Raw genomic sequence first — 18163 nt, 5'->3', positions numbered from 1 at the left:
CCAGAATAGTTAAGTGAGTACGCGCAACATGTCGAACACATTTGATAAACTATCCGTCCTCGACTCGTTTATCGAAGAGGTGAATAGCTATTTGCCAGAAATCGAGGCGAATCTCGGGCGACTGGCACAGTCACCTGGCGACATGGATGCCCTCGAAGAAACTTACCGCCGCACTCACACCATTGGCGGTTCCGCTTCCATGATGGACTTTCCTGGCCTGGCTCACGTAGCCCATGGTATGGAGGACATCCTGGGTGATGCATTAGATGGTCTGATTACGCTAGACGATCTCTCACGTGGATTGTTGGAGCGTTCCCTGGGCCGTTTGCGTCAACTGTTGGAGGGTATCCGCGGTGGTATTGATGAAGAAGCTGTGATTGCGGAGGATGATGCCGACTACGCTCGCTATCGTGCTCAAGTAGATGCGGCGGCTGCCTCACCTGCAGCGGGCGGTACTGAGATGCAATCGACGCAAGCAACTCCAGCTGTTAATTCGTCAGCCTCTCTTTCGCCTGCTCCGGCTTTTGAGTTGTCTCCACCGCAGTCTCCATTGCCTTCGTCGATGCCATCATTTGATGAGGTGCTGGCATCTTTCCGCACTCAGCCTGTGGCCTCGGGTGAAGATATTGGCTGGCCTGAGGAGCCAGAGCTGGATGCGCGGTTTGATAACACCTCTTCTATGTCATCTATCCCTGCCACCCCTGCGCAGCCAGATGTGATCAATCCGCCTGCGTTGTCACAGTCCAACTTCAGTATTTTTCAGGACCCAACGCCAACCAGTGCTTTTGAGGCGTTGATGGCTTCGACCCGGCGTCGACCTGAGCCGGAACCGGTTGCTCCTCCACCCGTTGAGCCAGAGCCGGCCCCATCCACCAATCAGCCTCTCTGGGATGATCAGTGGCTGATGCCACCCGCAGCTTCCGCCCAGCCGAGCAATGCACCGGTTCATATCGATCCACAGTCCATCGCTCATCTGATGCCGGATGGATATGGTCAGGACCAGAAACAAAATATCCCGACTCTATACGGCCAGGACCAGGGGCAAAATGTGCCGGCCGTATATGATCAGGGCCAGGGGCAAAATGTCCCCGCTATATATGAAGATATGCAGCAGGAGGCGCAAAGCCTGGAGGAACAGGCGGCCTCGTTAAAGAGTGCCGTGTATCAACTGCGTGATGCCATGGATGTGATCGAGACGCAGCGCAGCGAATTTAAGGGCTTCTTAAATGGCTCAAAAGACGCTCTCGATCGTATGGAAGAATGGGCCGGCAAGGCTATGGGTCTGAATCTGCGCAATAGCCCTGAGCAGGTTCGACGCTATCTGCCTCTTTCAGTTATGTGGGTGGCCAACTCCAAGCTGAAAAAGGTCCTGGATCTTATGCAAAATATCACCGGTGGAGTCGAGCTCACAAATGAACAGGTTACCTCTACCCTGCAGCAATTGCACGTATCTATTCAGTCTTGTGGCGCGGCCTTTGAACAGTTGAATGGCCCCCGGCAATCAGGGCAGGAGAATGGTTGGAGCCCCTGGAATGTCAGCGTGGACCAGGATATGAATGCGTGGCGCGAACGCGTGACATTTGAGCGCCAGGGTGATCCTGGAGCCATGCGGGCCGAAATCGAAGCACAGTTGCGTGAGGAGATGCGTCGCGAGTACGAGCCCCAGACCTCTATCTCCGCACGTGAACGGGCCGAGCTAGAACAACAGATCCGGAGCGAAGTGCGGGAAGAGTATGCGGAGATGCAGCGCTTGCAGGAGCGCGCGTTGGGCACGGCTGATACAAATGCTGAGTCAGCGCGAGATCTTGAAGCGCGTCTGCGCAGTGAGATCGAAATTCAGGTGCGTCAGGAGTTCCTGAATCAGATCATGCGTACCGGTGGAGATGAAGCTCTGCCGCTGGCTACACGCCTGGCTGGATCTGGCAATTCCGCCGATGCTGAGAACGACACGCACCGCTTAAAGACAACCATCCCGCCGTCCGATGTGGCTCCGGCTGGACCCGAATCGTTGCCAGCGCCTAAATCTCCTGTTGTATCCATGCCTGTGACTGAATCAACCGGAAAATCTACCACGGCCAGCTCTTTTAGCACCAATGACTTTGGTGAAGAGGCGGCGGAGATCTTTCGCTTAGAGGCTGAAGAGCATCTGCAGGCTATTGGTATGCACGTGGCTGCCCTGGAAAAGAATCCCTCAAACCGCGACCTCATTCAAGGTATTCGCCGCGCGACCCATACGCTTAAAGGGGCCGCAGGTATGATGGGCTTTAAAACCATCGCCGATCTAAGCCATGTTTCTGAGGACCTGCTGGACCTGATCATGGAAGGCACGATGGGGATCTCGCCCACGGTCGTCAGCTTGATTCTAGATACTGCCGAAGCCCTGGAACTGTTGATTACCGCTAATGATTCTGCTATCGCGGATATTAAGGTTCGTGAACTGCATAAGCGCTATGTGGAGCTACTGGGTGAGCGTAGCTCTTCAGTCCAGATGATAGAAGAAGATCTGGACGATGATGACAATAGTAACGATGTTTCTCAGTCCTCCAACGTGGTGACTGGCGAGCAAACCACTGATGGACTGACCCCGCGCGCCCGTGGAGATTTGAGCGTGCGTGTGCGCCTGCAAAAGCTGGATGAACTGGTCAATCTCTTCGGTGAGATGCTGGTAAACCGTAGTGTGCTCGAAGAACGCATCCAGCGCCTGGTTCGCCTGGTATCGGACGTGGCTGTTAGTAGTAATCGCCTGAACGATGTCGGTCAGAAATTGGATAGTCGTTTTGAAGCGGCTACCTTGCCCAGCGGTCGATCGGTGCAGGTCATGCCAGGCGAGGGTGACCAGAGCATCGGGCGTGTTAATTCCAACCTCCTGTTGGGACCCGGCACTTCGGTTGGCTTGCCCGTTCCGAAAAACCAGAACAGTCAGGGCGGCAATCCTGCTGGCGCACAGGATTATCTGTCGGAATTCGATGAGCTGGAACTCGACCGCTACACAGAGTTCCATCAACTGGCACGTGGCTTGAATGAGGGTATCTCGGACATGGCGACACTGAGCACAGAAATGGATACCATTATCCGTGAATGTGAGGGTGTGTTCGCTCGTGAAAATCGCCTGAATACGACGTTCCAGGATCGCCTGATGAAGGTGCGACTGGTGCCGTTGTCCACCATGGCTCCTCGCCTCTATCGCGCCGCCCGCGCGGTCGCGCTCAAACAGGGCAAGGAGATCGACTTTGTGCTGGAAGGCGAAACGACCGAGGTTGATCGTACAGTGTATGAAGAGATTGCCGGTCCGTTGCTGCACCTGGTACGTAACGCGGTAAACCACGCTATCGAGACGCCAGATGTGCGTATCCAGCGTGGCAAGTCCCCTACGGGGCAGATCAAGCTATCGGCGTCGTATGAGGGTAATCAGATTATGATTACCGTGCGTGATGATGGCAATGGCCTCGATCGTGATCATGTGCGCCAGACGGCGATCACGCGTGGTCTGATTCGACCGGATCAGCAGATCAGTGAAGACGATGTGGTTGCCCTGATCTTCCGTCCCGGTTTTTCTACCGCGGAAGTCTTGAGCGAAGAGAGTGGACGTGGCGTTGGTCTGGACGTAGTGCGCGACAGTGTTTCACGGCTACGCGGTACGCTGGTTGTGGAGACCGCTCCCGGTCTGGGCACAGCCTTTACCATGACCTTCCCAACCAGCCTGGCGATTCAGAGCGCCATGATGGTTCGCGTTGGCGGACAGCAGTTTGCTATCCCAACTGTCCACGTTGAATCGATCGGGCGTCTGGATAACTTTAAGCGCGTGAACTCTGGTGGTCAACCAGCCGTCTCAGTACGCAATGATCTCTATCCATTGCATATGCTGGCCCAGTATCTATCCCTATCAGGCTCTGCCACGATCGAAGACAAAGCTCAGCTCTTGCTGGTGAATGCTGGCGGTCATCGTGTCGCGCTAGTGATCGATGAGATACGCGGCAAAGTTGATATTGTGATGAAGAACCTGGGACCGCACCTGCGAGAGGTTCACGGTATTGCTGGTGGTACGGTTCTTGGTAATGGGCATGTGGTCCTGGTACTGGAACTGAACTCCTTGCTCTCTGCGAAGATCAATACGCCGTTGCCCAAACGCGATTCCGCGGCTCCTGTGGGGCAGGTGAAACAGCGCGTCGACGTGTCGAATAAGCAGCAAAACCTGCCGTCACGACCCGCGGCTGCGGCACCAACAAATCCTGAGCGTGGCAAGCACATTCTGGTGGTGGATGATAGCCCAAGCGTGCGGCGCGTCGTCAGTAACATGCTCAAGCAGCATGGTTGGACGGTGCAGATGGCTCGCGATGGTGTTGAGGCCCTTGAGATGATCTCGCTCGAAACCCCGGCCGCCGTACTACTCGATATCGAGATGCCGCGTATGGACGGTTATGAGTTGATCTCAACGGTTCGGGCGCAGGAACAGTATCGTACCTTACCGCTGGTCGTTCTAACCTCTCGCGCGGCCGCCAAGCACCAGCAGCGTGCTATGTCGCTGGGCGCGAGCGCGTATGTCGTCAAACCATACCAGGATGAGGAATTGTTGAACACCATTAACTCACTGGTTTATGGCGCCATTGCTCGTTAACGAGAGAGGATAAAGATAGCTATGGGCGTTGAGAGATCGGTTACCCGCTGGTATATTCAGCGTCAAATGCTTGAGCATGAACTGGCCCAACTGGAGTCTCAGTTGGACCAGGGACAGGCGCAGACGGAGGATGAGACCGCCGCGCCCGCGAGTATTTCAGGTGAGAATGGTGAGAACTCTCCTGAAGAACTCCTCCAAAAAGTGGCAATGACCCGGGTAAAGCTAAAATCCCTGGGTCATTGTCCCAAACCTATGATGGGCTAGTCTCGCCCGCGTGGCCGTTTTGCTCCGATTTATTGAGCCAGGACGGCCGCTATTTTTTGCCCCATCTCCTGCGTCTTCAGCACCTTCGTTTCTTCTTCTCGCAGATCCTCGGTGCGATAGCCCGCCTGGATAACCTGTTCAACCGCCGCTTCGATCGCCGCGGCCTCGCTTTTTAAGCCCAGCGAATATTGCAGGAGCATGGCCGCCGAAAGGATGGCCGCGATCGGATTCGCTTTGCCCTGTCCAGCGATATCTGGCGCGGAACCGTGGATTGGTTCGTAGAGTCCAAGACGTCCATGGGCTGTCTCGTGGGTTCCCAGGCTGGCGGAGGGGAGCATGCCCATAGAACCGGCGAGCATGGAGGCCTCATCGGTGAGGATATCACCAAAGAGGTTTTCCGTGACGATGACATCAAAGTTGGTAGGTTTGCGGATCAGGTGCATGGCGCAGGCGTCGACCAGCATATGTTCAAAGGTGACGTCGGGATAGTCAGCGGCCACTCGATTGGCAACCTGGCGCCAGAGGACGGAGGAACTGAGCACATTGGCCTTATCCACAGAGGTAACTTTTTTCTTGCGATCACGGGCGGCCTCAAAGGCGACGCGCAGGATGCGTTCTATCTCTGCCTCGCTATAAAGGAGCGTGTCGATCGCGCTCTTGCCCTGTTCCGTCTGACGGATCTCGCTTGGTTTGCCCGGTACGGGTGGCTCAAGGTGACCATAATAGAGCCCCCCCGTTAGTTCGCGCACAACTACCAGGTCGGCGCCGCGCAGTACCTCTGCTTTGATAGGGGACGCGCTGAGTAAGCTATTGAGCGGCTTGACGGGGCGTAGATTGGCGAAGAACTGGAGCCCCTTACGCAGCTTAAATAAGGCCTGTTCTGGCTTTACTTTGTGGCTGCCATCATAGCTGGGGAGGCCGCCTACGGCTCCAAATAAGATGGCATCACTGCGCTGACAAACCTCCAGCGAGGCATCGGAGATAGCGTCTCCTTCGGCTTCGATCGCGGCGACTCCCACCAGGCGCTTCTGATAGGTGAAGCTATGTCCAAAGCGACTGGCTACCGCGTCCAGGATACGGATAGCTTCATCGGTAACCTCTGGCCCGATCCCATCGCCAGGTAAAACGGCAATTGTGTAGTTTCCCATACTGGCTCGCCTTTCTTATAGTTGTGAATCTGTAATGCAATCCCTGCCAGAAGGAGCGAAGTTCTTTCTGGCAGGGAAGCAAGAATTGTATAGACGATATTAAGTTAGCGTGCCCAATCCATCGGCTCTGGCTGCTTGAAGCTCGATGTCAGTGAGACCGGTCTTCCTTCGCGGAACGATGTCTGGATACCGCACAGGATATCGACCACGTGGGCCGCCTGCGCGCCGGTAATGCGTTGTGGCCGGTGCTGATGGATAGCTTCGGCCAGGTCTACGACACCGCGACTCCACTCAGTCCCCTGGTAGGGTTCTTTTACATACGGGACTGGCTCATAATGGCCGCCGAATTCTGAAAATTCTACCTCGGCCTGGAAGTTTTGCCAATCGCTGAGGTAGAGAGAGCCTTTGTCTCCATGGAACTCGATACCACGTTGCTTGCTGTGATGGCCGACATAGAAATTGGTGGTCAGACGCGCGACCTCTCCGTTTTCAAACTCGATGGCGGCCACCGCGAAATCGGGTGTTGAAATATGGAATTCTACCCCCTCTTTCGTGACACGATCGGGATAGAGTACCTTGCCAAAGGCCGTAATATGACGTGCTGGTCCAAAGATGGTCGTAAGGATGGTCAGAGGATACACGCCAACGTCAAAGAGTGGCCCTACTTCGTAGAAAGGACCTGGAGAGGGATGCCAGGATTCTATGCGGCCCCAGTTGACTTCGGCATACGCCAGTCGAACCGTACCCAGACGTCCGTCACGAATGGCCTTCCATGCGGTTTGCTGGGCCTCGCCCATAATCGTGATCGGCGCGCTACTCAGGCGACGACCTTTTTCCTCAGCCAGCTTCACCAGGCGTAACGCATCTTCCGATGTGAGCGCGAGTGGTTTCTCGCTGTATACATCCTTGCCTGCGTTAAGACATTTTGTAATGACTTCAGCATGCGCATGGTGAATAGTCAGATTAATTACCAGTTCCACCTCCGGATCTTCCAGAATGGCTTCGAGGGAGGGATAGACCTTGCCGCCGTGAGCGGCGGCATAGGCTTCGGCTCGCGCCAGGTCGATATCGGTAGCACCTAATAGCTTAATCTGTGGATAAGGTTTCAGTGTCTTTGCATAGGCTCCGGCGATATTTCCGCAGCCGACAATCGCGACATTCAGAGATGTCAGATCCATCTTCACTATCTCTTTCTACTACATTACACAGGTTGTAAGGCAGATACTGATAGAAGCTTTGAAGCGCCCGGTTTGACCTGGGCGTATCCATAGTATAGGGGCCGCACGTCTTATAGAGTGACGCGCTGCTGCGATAGAATCAGCGGGACGCTTCAAAATAAGTCATACTCCACAGTTTACCAAAGCGTTTAGTTGTATGACAAGGGGCCGACAGTACAAAGACGGCTGGTGAGGCTTGTCAGCAAGTGTGTTTATAGCACGGCTGGGTGAAACGTGCTATAATAGGTCGCAGATGGAGTGTATATACATCGCCCCCGTCTTTATACAGAATCCTACAACTATCCAAACCAAGCAATAGGTGCTGCTGAACCATTGCCTAGGAGTAAATTTATATGAGCAGCGAAATAAATGAGAATGGGAAGACCGCGGGTCGTCGCAAACCAATTCCAATATCGATGGCCGCCGGACCCCAAGAGTATGTCCCGGGAGACCAGGAACTTCCAGTTCAGCTTACGACCGTAGCTGAGATGTTGCAATGGGCACAGAACTGGGCACGATCAAAATCGGTATGGCCATTGGGCTATGGGTTGGCCTGCTGCGCGATCGAAATGATGGCTTCGGCCTCTGCAGGTCAATATGACCTCTCGCGCTTCGGCTCAGAAGTCTTTCGCTCCAGTCCTCGTCAGGCTGACCTGATGATTGTGGCTGGAACTGTTTCGGTGAAGATGGGTCCGCGCCTTCGTCTTCTCTGGGAGCAGATGCCCGAGCCAAAATGGGTCCTGAGCATGGGGCAGTGCGCCAACTCTGGCGGTGAATTCTACGATAGCTATTATACCGTTCAGGGCGTTGACACCATTGTGCCCGTAGATGTGTATGTGCCTGGATGTCCTCCTCGGCCAGAGGCATTGATCGAAGGTATTCTGAAGTTACGTGAGAAAATTGCCAAACAGGGTTTGAAAGTGCGCGGCGAGAAGGAAATCGAGGTATAGTGTATGCGTGGTATCCTGGAAGGTTTGGGTCTAACCTTTAGCCATATGTTCCGGCCAAAGGTGACGCGACTCTATCCTTATGAGAAGCCAAAACTGCCACCACGTAGCCGTGGTTTGATTCAATTAATCGCACAGGATGGCTTGAACACCGAGTTCAACCTTAAATGTGAGTCCTGTCTTCTCTGCGAGAAAGCCTGTCCTCCTCGTGCCATTACGATCGAGTATGAGCCTCTCCTTGAGTGGAAAGATCGCCCCTGGTTTAAGTCATATATCCGCGATGGGGCAGAAAAGTTTACGCCACGTAAACTGGCGCCTGCCACCGGTTCTTCGCATGCAGGCTTCTATAAATCGCGTATCTCTGAGTACGCGGTGGACTACTTCAATAAGCCTGTCAATCCCTGCGTGGCTATGCCGGTGAAAGATAACCTGGAGCCTGAGATCGATTTGAGCAAGGTTGATACCCTGCTGGCAACCTGGTCACAGGAGGCCGGTGCCTTGCCAGGCCTTTTGGATGCAGTGATGGATATCTATGGGTACTTTCCATTACAGGCGGCCAAGCGTATCGTCCAGGCCCGTGGCGTTGATCTGAGCGATATCTTCGGTATCGCGACTATGAGTCCGAAGTTTAAACCCGCACCCGCTGTTAAAGGCATCACACGTGATGACCAACCGGAACGTGGATTGGCTGCGAGCAAGCGCGGTGTCTGGGGAAATATTAATCATGTGAGGCAGCCAGATGCCTAATTTTGAACAATCTTATCGTGTCTTGCGGCGTGCAGCTGATGCTGACGTACGTTCTTTAGAGGCGTATCGCGCCAATGGCGGTTATGCTGCCCTGGAGAAAGCCCTGCGTGGATTGTCCCCGGAGCAGGTGAACCAGCAAGTTATTGATGCAAAATTGCGCGGGCGCGGTGGCGCCGGTCGCTTAACCGGCGAGAAATGGCGTATCGTACGGCAGTCGCAGGATAACCAGAAATATGTTATTTGTAACGCATACGATGCCGATAGCCGCTCGCTGGCGGTGCGTACCCTGCTTGAACACAATCCTCACCAGGCCATTGAGGGTATCCTGCTGGCCGCCTATGCAGTAGGCGCGACCGAGGCGTACCTGTTCACCCGCAGTAGCGCGGCCGCGGCTAATGAGGCTATTCAGCAGGCGGTGCAGGAGGTTGCCGAGGCCAACCTGGTCGGACGCGATATTCTCAATACCGACTTCTCCTGTACCATTACCGTCCTGGGAGCAGAGATGGGCTTTATGGGCGGCGAAGAGACTGTGCAGATGGCCTTGATCAAGGGCCGTCGTGGTATGCCTGATCAGCGTCCACCTTTCCCAGCTCAGTATGGACTATGGGACAAGCCGACCGCCATCAATTCGGTTGAGACACTGATGAATGTCCCCTACATTATCCGTGAGGGTGCGGCCGCGTTTGCCAGCGCTGGTTCCGCTATGTCTGGCGGCACAAAGGTTTTGACCATCTATGCATCGCCTGTCAGCGAGCCTCGGGTGGTTGAGGTCCCATTTGGCGCCACGTTGCGTGATATCCTGGCCCACGCCGGCTTGAATCCCGTTGAAAGCGATGTACGCGCGGTGGTGGTTGGTGGAGCTGAAGGAGGCGCCCTGCCCTTCGCTTCTCTGGATACGCCCTACGATTTTGATCCGCTGGAAGAGGCGGGTGCGATCGTTGGTTCGGGCATTGTTGAGTTGCTTCCCGCCAATACCTGCATGGTTTCCTGGGCGATGGAGCGCAGCAACTATCTCAGCAAGGAATCCTGTGGTAAATGTGTTCCCTGTCGCCTGGGTGTTAAGCGTATCGGAGGTATCCTCGAAGGGATCGTGAGCGATCTCGGTGTGGGTGGAGATCTCGATGTGCTGGATGAATTTGCTGATTATGTGCCTAATGGCTCGCTCTGTGGCTTTGGCGTCCAGGCAACAAATCCATTAAAGACCGCCAAGCGATACTGGCCTGAGCATTTTACGATGCATATTCAGGAACTGCGTTGCCCTACCGGTACGTGCGTTCCGGTACGTGCCCACCGTTTCGTAACGAAGCACGTTCTGCCGTAGTTAAATCCTAGGACCTTTGGAAAAGGAATAGTACATGGCTATATCAATCCGAGATAATTTCTCACCAGCGACTCAGGCAGCGCAGCCTCCAATGGTTCGTAATGACGTGGGGCATCCCAGTTTTACGTTGACCATCGATGGTAAGACAATGCAAGCTTATCAGGGCCAGTCCATCCTGAGTGTGGCGATTGATAACGGGATCGCGGATATCCCGAATTTGTGTAATGACGAGAAGCTGGAGCCGACCTCCGCCTGCCGTATGTGTGTGGTGCACATCGAAGGTGTTGAGCGTCCTCTACCTTCCTGTAATACACCGGCTGAGCCAGGCATGGTGGTCACGACGAACTCTGATGAATTGTTCCATCTGCGCCGTACCAACCTGGAGATGATGCTCTCCGATCATAATGCCTATTGTCAGCCACCCTGTCAGGTCGATTGTCCAACACACATCGATATCCCTGGCTATTTGGAGCTGATCGCGCAGGGCTCGATGAAGGAAGCTGCACGCCTGGTCAAAGAGGTGCTGCCGTTCCCGTTCGTTCTGGGCTTGACCTGCCCGGCTCCCTGTCAGAAGGCCTGCCGCCGCACGCTGGTGGATGAAGAGATCGCCATCTGTCGTATGCACGGCTATGCTGCCGAGACCTGCCTGCTGGATCCACCCCTGCCCTATGTGCAGGATCCCCCAACCGGCAAGAAAGTCGCGGTTGTTGGTGGTGGCCCTTCCGGCCTGACCGCCGCTTATTATCTGTCTCTGCGTGGGCACTATTGTAAGGTGTTCGATATGCAGCCCCAGGCTGGCGGTATGCTGCGCTATGGTATCCCTGAGTATCGCTTGCCCAAGGATATGATGGATCGCGAGTTCCAGCAACTGTGGGATATGGGGATCGACTTCCAGGCCAACGTGAAACTGGGTCGTGACTTCACGATCGATGACCTGTTTGCCCAGGGCTTCGATGCTGTCTACCTGGCTATCGGTTGTTGGACCAGTAATGACCTGCGTGTTCCGGGTGAAGATGCCGAGGGTGTGGTGAACGCTATCCGCTACCTGGGCGATAAGGTTGAAGGTAAGCCGGTACCCGTGAAAGATGGTGACGAGGTTATTGTCATCGGTGGTGGTTTCACCGCTTTCGACTGTACCCGTACCTCGCTGCGTCTTGGTGCCAAGGTGCACACGATGTATCGCCGTGGCCGCACCGAGATGGGCGCTACCACTGAAGAGGTTGAGGACGGTGAGGCTGAGGGTACACACCTGCAGCTGTATGTCAGCCAGACTCGTGTGATCTCTGAAAACGGTCAGGTCACCGGCGTTGAGTTCCAGCGCAACAAGCTAGGAGAGCCCGATGCCAGTGGTCGCCGCCGTCCGGTTCCAGTTCCTGGTTCAGAGTTTGTGCTGAACTGCGATACTGTGATCCCGGCTATCGGTCAGGCTGTCGACACCAAGGTGCTCGATGATGCGTCCGGTATCAAGTGGACCAAGTGGAAAACCATCCAGACCAATCCCCACAACTTCATGACGGATCGCCAGGGCGTCTTCGCCGGTGGTGACTGTCAGATGGGTGCCAAGACCATTATCGAAGGTGTCGCTCAGGGTAAGCTGAATGCCCGTTCAATCCACTCCTATCTGATGGGTGAGGATATGAATGAGGTAGCGCGTCGCCTGGAGCTGGAGGAGCGCCGTCCCGACCTGTTCGATATCGTGCCCTACAAGCCGGTCGAGCCCAAGGTCAAGATGCCCATGCTGCCTTACGACAAGCGCGAGAAGAGCTTCGCCCTCATCGAAATGGGGTACCTGCAGGAGCAGGCCCAGCGCGAGGCGTCCCGCTGTCTGCAGTGCGCCTGCCCGGCCGCCGGACAGTGCGATCTGCAGCGCTACAGTATCGAGCATGGCCTGGCCGACAACCGCTTCCACGATGGGGAGCCCAGCGACTACCATGACTACGAGACCGATCTGTCGCACAGCTTCATCCTGCGCGATCCCAACAAGTGCATCAACTGTACGCAGTGCGTACGCGTCTGCCATGATGTGATCGGTCCGGATTGCTATGGCATGTTCGGCAAAGGCTTCGATACCATCGTCTCGACGCCCTTCAACGTCACCCTGCACGACACGGACTGCGTCTCCTGTGGCGCCTGTGTCCAGGTGTGTCCGACCGGCTCGCTGATGATGGCCGAGCGCAATCTGTCGCGCTATGCCTTTGCGCTCGATCGCTGTATCTTCTGCGGTGACTGTGTCGAGGTGTGCCCGCACGGAGCGCTGGGAGAGACGCCGAACTTCGAGCTCTCCTTCTTCAATCGCTTTGGTGAAGATGTGACGCTGGAGAAGAACGATCTGGCCAACGCACCCAACTACCTGGTGCGCCAGCGCCTGCCACGCGGCAAGAAGGACCTGCCGGTCATGAGCCCGCTGGTGCGTCCGCTGCCCGCTCGCACCATCCGCGACTAATTACGCGGCAGCTTAAGAAACAGGAAACCGGACCTTTAACAAGGTCCGGTTTTTTTATTGCCGCTTTGTCTGAGGGTATCAAGTGGCTGCGTTGAAAGTGCAAAATATAACGCATAACGCATATTTGAGACTGGTGACAAAAGTCGTTTGGCCCTTGGATGTTTTAATCTTTCTGAGGTAACATAAGCATAGGTATGTTGCATTATACACTTTGAAACGAAGTTTTTCCTGCTGTTTTAGGAACTACGAAAAAGAGGCAGAATTATGACGATCGTGACACGCGATACGTTCTCACTCACGCCTCCTGAATCAGTTGTCCCCATGACGCGCAATGAACTGGGACATCCTAGTCTAACAATTAGCATCGATGGTAGGGTGCTAAAGGCGTATGAGGGCCAGACGATTCTGAGCGTGGCCATTGACAATGGGATTACGGATATCCCGAATTTGTGCAATGATGAGAAGCTGGAGCCGACCTCGGCCTGCCGCATGTGCCTGGTGCATATTGAAGGTATCGAGCGACCCCTGCCCTCTTGTAACACCCCCGTTTCTCCCAATATGGTCGTAACGACCACTTCCGATGAACTATTTCATCTGCGCCGCACCAACCTGGAGGTGATGCTCTCCGATCACAACGCTTATTGTCAGCCACCCTGTCAGGTCGATTGTCCAACACACATCGATATCCCTGGATACCTGGAGTTGATTGCGCAGGGCGCGATGAAAGAGGCGGCCCGCCTGGTCAAAGAGGTGCTGCCGTTCCCGTTTGTTCTGGGCTTGACCTGCCCGGCTCCCTGCCAGAAGGCTTGTCGCCGTATGCTGGTGGATGAAGAGATCGCCATCTGCCGCATGCATGGTCATGCCGCCGAGACCTGCCTGCTGGACGCGCCTATGCCCTATGTGCAAGACCCTCCGACCGGCAAGAAGGTGGCTATCATTGGTGCGGGTCCGGCCGGACTTTCCTGCGCCTACTATCTGGCCTTGCGCGGACACTACTGTAAGATCTTTGATATGCAGCCGCAGCCGGGAGGGATGCTGCGCTATGGCATCCCCGAGTATCGCTTGCCCAAGGATATGATGGATCGCGAGCTAGAGCATGTCTGGCAGCTCGGGGTGGACCTGCAGTCGAATGTGAAGCTGGGTCGTGACTTCGATGTTGATGACTTGCTGGCTCAGGGCTTTGATGCCGTCTACATCGCTATTGGTTGCTGGACCAGTAAGTTGATGCGCGTGCCGGGTGAAGATGCCGAGGGTGTGGTGAACGCCATCAAGTTCCTCTATGATAAGGTTGAGGGGAAGCCGGTACCGGTCAAAGAGGGCGACGAGGTGGTGGTGATCGGTGGTGGCTTTACCACCTTTGACTGCACCCGCACCTCGCTGCGCCTGGGCGCAACTGTACATACCACCTACTATCGTACCCGTGCCGATATGACTGCCACAATGGAGGAGGTTGAGGACGGCATCGCGGAAGGGACGCATCTGCAGGTGCGCTCGGCCCAACAGCGTATCCTGGAAGAGGACGGAAAGGTGGTCGGCATTGAATACCAGCGCACCAAACAGGGAGAGCCCGATGCCAGCGGCCGCCGTCGCCCGGTCCCTATTCCCGGCTCCGAATTCACCATCACCTGCAACACGGTCATCCCGGCGGTCGGCCAGGCTGTCGACATCGGTGTTATTAATGAATCTTCTGGTATCAAGTGGAGCAAGTGGAAGACGGTCCAGACCAATCCGCACAACTTTATGACGGATCGCCAGGGCGTCTTCGCCGGTGGTGACTGCCAGTTGGGCGCCAGTACGATCATCGAGTGCGTGGCTCAGGGTAAACTGGGGGCTCGTTCGATCCACTCCTATCTGATGGGTGAGGATATGAATGAGGTAGCGCGTCGCCTGGAGCTGGAGGAGCGCCGTCCCGACCTGTTCGATATCGTGCCCTACAAGCCGGTCGAGCCCAAGGTCAAGATGCCCATGCTGCCTTACGACAAGCGCGAGAAGAGCTTCGCCCTCATCGAAATGGGGTACCTGCAGGAGCAGGCCCAGCGCGAGGCGTCCCGCTGTCTGCAGTGCGCCTGCCCGGCCGCCGGACAGTGCGATCTGCAGCGCTACAGTATCGAGCATGGCCTGGCCGATAACCGCTTCCACGATGGGGAGCCCAGCGACTACCATGACTACGAGACCGATCTGTCGCACAGCTTCATCCTGCGCGATCCCAACAAGTGCATCAACTGTACGCAGTGCGTACGCGTCTGCCATGATGTGATCGGTCCGGATTGCTATGGCATGTTCGGCAAAGGCTTCGATACCATCGTCTCGACGCCCTTCAACGTCACCCTGCACGACACGGACTGCGTCTCCTGTGGCGCCTGTGTCCAGGTGTGTCCGACCGGCTCGCTGATGATGGCCGAGCGCAATCTGTCGCGCTATGCCTTTGCGCTCGATCGTTGTATCTTCTGCGGTGACTGCGTCGAGGTGTGCCCGCACGGAGCGCTGGGAGAGACGCCGAACTTCGAGCTCTCCTTCTTCAATCGCTTTGGTGAAGATGTGACGCTAGAGAAGAACGATCTGGCCAACGCACCCAACTACCTGGTGCGCCAGCGCCTGCCACGCGGCAAGAAGGACCTGCCGGTCATGAGCCCGCTGGTGCGTCCGCTGCCCGCCCGCACCATCCGCGACTAATCAGATGTTTTAGAGGTAATAGAAGGGTGGCTATGTTCCTTGCCAGATGGCGAGGAACATAGCCACCCTTCTATTACCTCTGATATATATCTCGTCCTAACCTTTCTGCCGTTCGTGTTACAATGGAGATACTATTCGATATCGGGCATGTAGACGGAGAAAGCGATGAGCCAACAGTATGTATTACGTTTCCCCGAGGGATTTTTATGGGGGACCGCCTCGGCTGCCTATCAGTGTGAAGGGGGAAATACAAATAACCAGTGGTATCGCTGGGAGCAAGAAGGGCATATCCTCAGTGGTGATACTTGTGGCCAGGCGGCGGATTGGTGGGGGCATGCGGAACATGATTTTTTGCTGGCTGAGCAGATGGAGAATAACGCGCTACGGCTCAGCCTGGAATGGAGCCGCATTGAGCCTGTAGAGGGGCAATGGGATGGCGCGGCCCTGGAGCGCTATCGTGCTATGCTACTGGATCTACGCCGGCTGCACCTGGCCCCCGTTGTGACCCTGCATCACTTTACCGATCCTCTCTGGTTTACCGAGCGCGGCGGCTTCGCGCATGAAGAGAATGTGCGCTTCTTTATCCGCTTTGTCCGTCACGTTGTGGCGACCCTGAAAGATATCTGCTCGTTCTGGATTACGCTCAATGAGCCCAATGTCTATGCGTTCCAGGGATACCTGCAGGGCGTCTTCCCACCGGGCGAGAAAGATGTGGTGCGCACGTTTCAGGTGTTGCGCAACCTGATGCAGGCCCATGTTGAAGCATTTTACGCCATTCGCGGCATTCAACCGCAGGCACAGATCGGCTACTGTCTGCACTATCGTCTCTTTGATCCCGCCAATCCCCTGTCCCCGCTTGATCGTAGCGCCGCCTCGGTTCACGAGCGCATGTTTACCTGGGCGCCATTGCAGGCTGGCGAGACGGGACGCTTCACTTTTCCTGCCAATCAGGTGCTGGCTTCCATACCCCATGCCGCCGGTGCCAGGGATTATCACGGGGTGAATTATTATACGCGTGAAATGGTTCGCTTCGATCCTCTCAGGCCTGCCGATGCTTTCGTACGCCGTTTTGTTCGTCCCGGTTCTGTGCGCAATGATGATGGTCCCTCAGATAGCTTTGGTGAGATCTATCCATGGGGACTCTATCGGGTTCTGAAGACTATCTATCAGCGCACGCGTGGGAATAAGCCGCTGTATATTACCGAGAATGGCTTTAATGATCGGCAGGATGATCGCCGTCCGGCGGCCCTGCTGGCCCACCTGGCCGTCTTACATCGCGCTATTCAGGATGGGATTCCGGTGCGCGGCTATTTCCACTGGACGCTGGTCGATAACTTTGAATGGAACGATGGATGGTATGCGCGCTTTGGCCTGATCGAGCTTGATCCTATGACCCAGCGGCGGACACCGCGCCGCAGCGCCAGCATGTTCGGTGAGATCTGCCAGGCTAACGCGATCACCGAAGGTATCGTGGAACGCTATGCCCCCGAACTGGTGAAGAGCATCTTTAGTACCACCGATACCCATGGTCGCCGGTTACCTGTTTGATTCCGCATCTAATGCTGTGCGTCACCTCCCTGTCTTGCGTACTACAAGTGAGGCTAGCAGAGGCATAGATGGGAGCGTATCACAGGGCATCTTGTCATTCACAAGTAGAAAGTGCTACACTCTTTCTAGTACAACGGCAGCGCCTGATTTCTGTCTGGCCGCGTCGTTTTGAGTATGCAAGTTGAGGTTAGATCGATAGATGGACAAATCATCTCCCATTTCTGAAATGGAGAAGTTCCACTTTGGCGGCAAGGTATTTTGCGCCGATGGCGAAGATGGAACGCTCTCCCACCTGGGTGTAGACCCCAATAGCCAGAGGATCGTTTCGCTTGGTGTGAAAACCGGTCGTTTCTTTGGCAAAACCGTCTACGTACCGTTTTCTGTGGTAACGGATGCTTCCGGTAACGGTATCACGCTCTCTATTTCGCGTGATGAACTGAACGCTTCTACCACACAGGCTACCGGCGCCTTAATGGATGCACGCAGCACTGTGCAGGAATCCGGCTCAAATTCGCGTGGTACATTGAAGCTTGTCGCGGCACACCCTCAGACGGGCGAACTGGCATATATCGTGGTGCGTTCGTTGCGGTCCGGCCAGGATGTGCTGATCCTGCAGCAATACTTTACAAAGATTGACGCCGGAGCGATCTTGATCAACGTGCCTGAGCCAGTTTTCCAGACCCTGCCGCCGTATCGTACCGACGAAGAACTGCAGCGCGAAGTTGAGGATGTCATTTATGATATGACTCCGATTCATATCGACTTTCCTGGTATGAAGAATCGTGTCCTGGATAGTGTGCTCTACCTGGATGGCAATATCTCCAGCTCTCTGCGTGGCGAGATGGTGGAAGATCAGGCCTCGGGTGTCCCGGGACTCCTGGAGATCCAGAATCACCTGGTAGGAGACGACACTCTGGCCGCCGATCTGGCCATGGCGCTAGGACGAGATGAGCGCACGCGTGATCTGCCGATCGGTGTTTATCCACGCCTGGGTGCCGTACGGCTGAGCGGCTTTGTGCGCACTGCTGAGCAGAAGGCGGCCGCCGAAAAGATCGCCCGTAGTTACCCTGGCGTACGTTCGGTTGAGAACGGCTTGATCATCAATTCCAAATCTGACCTGTTAAATGTTATGGCCTCTTCCGCCGGTGGTGAAGGCGAGGATATCGTTCCTGGCAGATATATCCGTCATACCAAGTAGGCTTTATCCGGGCGCCCACATTATAATTCGCTATCATCATTT

General features: G+C 55.4%; 11 protein-coding genes. 9 read left to right on the top strand and 2 right to left on the bottom strand.

The genetic code is table 11. The features are described from left to right. Positions 1-28: 28 nt before the first annotated feature. Complete coding sequence (locus AABA21_RS18125) at positions 29-4615, top strand: response regulator (protein ID WP_338252607.1); 4587 nt, start codon at positions 29-31, stop codon at positions 4613-4615. Between the two features lie 21 nt (positions 4616-4636). Further along, positions 4637-4879, top strand: a complete 243-nt coding sequence (locus AABA21_RS18120; protein WP_338252605.1) for a hypothetical protein — start codon at positions 4637-4639, stop codon at positions 4877-4879. 29 nt (positions 4880-4908) lie between these two features. Here AABA21_RS18120 and leuB read toward each other — a convergent pair whose 3' ends face one another. Beyond that, positions 4909-6027: a 3-isopropylmalate dehydrogenase gene (leuB, locus tag AABA21_RS18115; protein ID WP_338252603.1), complete on the bottom strand. Its 1119-nt coding sequence runs from the start codon at positions 6025-6027 to the stop codon at positions 4909-4911. A gap of 104 nt (positions 6028-6131) precedes the next feature. Further along, complete coding sequence (locus AABA21_RS18110) at positions 6132-7205, bottom strand: Gfo/Idh/MocA family protein (protein WP_338252601.1); 1074 nt, start codon at positions 7203-7205, stop codon at positions 6132-6134. A 455-nt stretch (positions 7206-7660) separates the two neighbouring features. Here AABA21_RS18110 and AABA21_RS18105 point away from each other — a divergent pair, with 455 nt between their 5' ends. The 7 genes from AABA21_RS18105 to AABA21_RS18075 all read left to right on the top strand — a co-directional run bounded on the left by AABA21_RS18105 (position 7661) and on the right by AABA21_RS18075 (position 18121). Then, complete coding sequence (locus AABA21_RS18105) at positions 7661-8194, top strand: NADH-quinone oxidoreductase subunit B (RefSeq protein ID WP_420917199.1); 534 nt, start codon at positions 7661-7663, stop codon at positions 8192-8194. Between the two features lie 3 nt (positions 8195-8197). Then, complete coding sequence (locus AABA21_RS18100; protein ID WP_338252597.1) at positions 8198-8938, top strand: hypothetical protein; 741 nt, start codon at positions 8198-8200, stop codon at positions 8936-8938. Then, a complete protein-coding gene (locus AABA21_RS18095) occupies positions 8931-10259 on the top strand; it encodes a complex I 51 kDa subunit family protein (protein WP_338252595.1) in 1329 nt (442 codons plus the stop codon). The genes AABA21_RS18100 and AABA21_RS18095 overlap by 8 nt, the downstream gene beginning before the upstream one ends. A 34-nt stretch (positions 10260-10293) precedes the next feature. Further along, positions 10294-12702, top strand: a complete 2409-nt coding sequence (locus AABA21_RS18090) for an FAD-dependent oxidoreductase (protein ID WP_338252593.1) — start codon at positions 10294-10296, stop codon at positions 12700-12702. Positions 12703-12966: 264 nt separating this feature from the next. After that, the gene (locus AABA21_RS18085) at positions 12967-15375 is read left to right on the top strand and encodes an FAD-dependent oxidoreductase (protein ID WP_338252591.1); all 2409 of its coding nucleotides are present in this window, start codon (positions 12967-12969) and stop codon (positions 15373-15375) included. A 165-nt stretch (positions 15376-15540) separates the two neighbouring features. Continuing rightward, on the top strand, positions 15541-16923 hold the full coding sequence (locus tag AABA21_RS18080) for a glycoside hydrolase family 1 protein (protein ID WP_338252589.1): 1383 nt from the start codon (positions 15541-15543) through the stop codon (positions 16921-16923). A gap of 199 nt (positions 16924-17122) precedes the next feature. Next, entirely contained in the window at positions 17123-18121 is a 999-nt protein-coding gene (locus AABA21_RS18075) for a BON domain-containing protein (RefSeq protein ID WP_338252587.1), read from the top strand. Positions 18122-18163 lie beyond the last annotated feature (42 nt).

The organism is Dictyobacter halimunensis, assembly GCF_036245075.1.
The sequence above is the reverse complement of the archived record's forward strand: the minus strand, read 5'-3'. Positions and strand labels throughout refer to the sequence as shown.

Excerpts from the sequence above, each read along its gene's own strand:
- AABA21_RS18125 (WP_338252607.1), top strand. The coding sequence starts at position 29 with ATGTCGAACACATTTGATAAACTATCCGTCCTCGACTCGTTTATCGAA.
- AABA21_RS18120 (WP_338252605.1), top strand. The coding sequence starts at position 4,637 with ATGGGCGTTGAGAGATCGGTTACCCGCTGGTATATTCAGCGTCAAATG.
- leuB (WP_338252603.1), bottom strand. The coding sequence starts at position 6,027 with ATGGGAAACTACACAATTGCCGTTTTACCTGGCGATGGGATCGGGCCA.
- AABA21_RS18110 (WP_338252601.1), bottom strand. The coding sequence starts at position 7,205 with ATGGATCTGACATCTCTGAATGTCGCGATTGTCGGCTGCGGAAATATC.
- AABA21_RS18105 (WP_420917199.1), top strand. The coding sequence starts at position 7,661 with ATGGCCGCCGGACCCCAAGAGTATGTCCCGGGAGACCAGGAACTTCCA.
- AABA21_RS18100 (WP_338252597.1), top strand. The coding sequence starts at position 8,198 with ATGCGTGGTATCCTGGAAGGTTTGGGTCTAACCTTTAGCCATATGTTC.
- AABA21_RS18095 (WP_338252595.1), top strand. The coding sequence starts at position 8,931 with ATGCCTAATTTTGAACAATCTTATCGTGTCTTGCGGCGTGCAGCTGAT.
- AABA21_RS18090 (WP_338252593.1), top strand. The coding sequence starts at position 10,294 with ATGGCTATATCAATCCGAGATAATTTCTCACCAGCGACTCAGGCAGCG.
- AABA21_RS18085 (WP_338252591.1), top strand. The coding sequence starts at position 12,967 with ATGACGATCGTGACACGCGATACGTTCTCACTCACGCCTCCTGAATCA.
- AABA21_RS18080 (WP_338252589.1), top strand. The coding sequence starts at position 15,541 with ATGAGCCAACAGTATGTATTACGTTTCCCCGAGGGATTTTTATGGGGG.
- AABA21_RS18075 (WP_338252587.1), top strand. The coding sequence starts at position 17,123 with ATGGACAAATCATCTCCCATTTCTGAAATGGAGAAGTTCCACTTTGGC.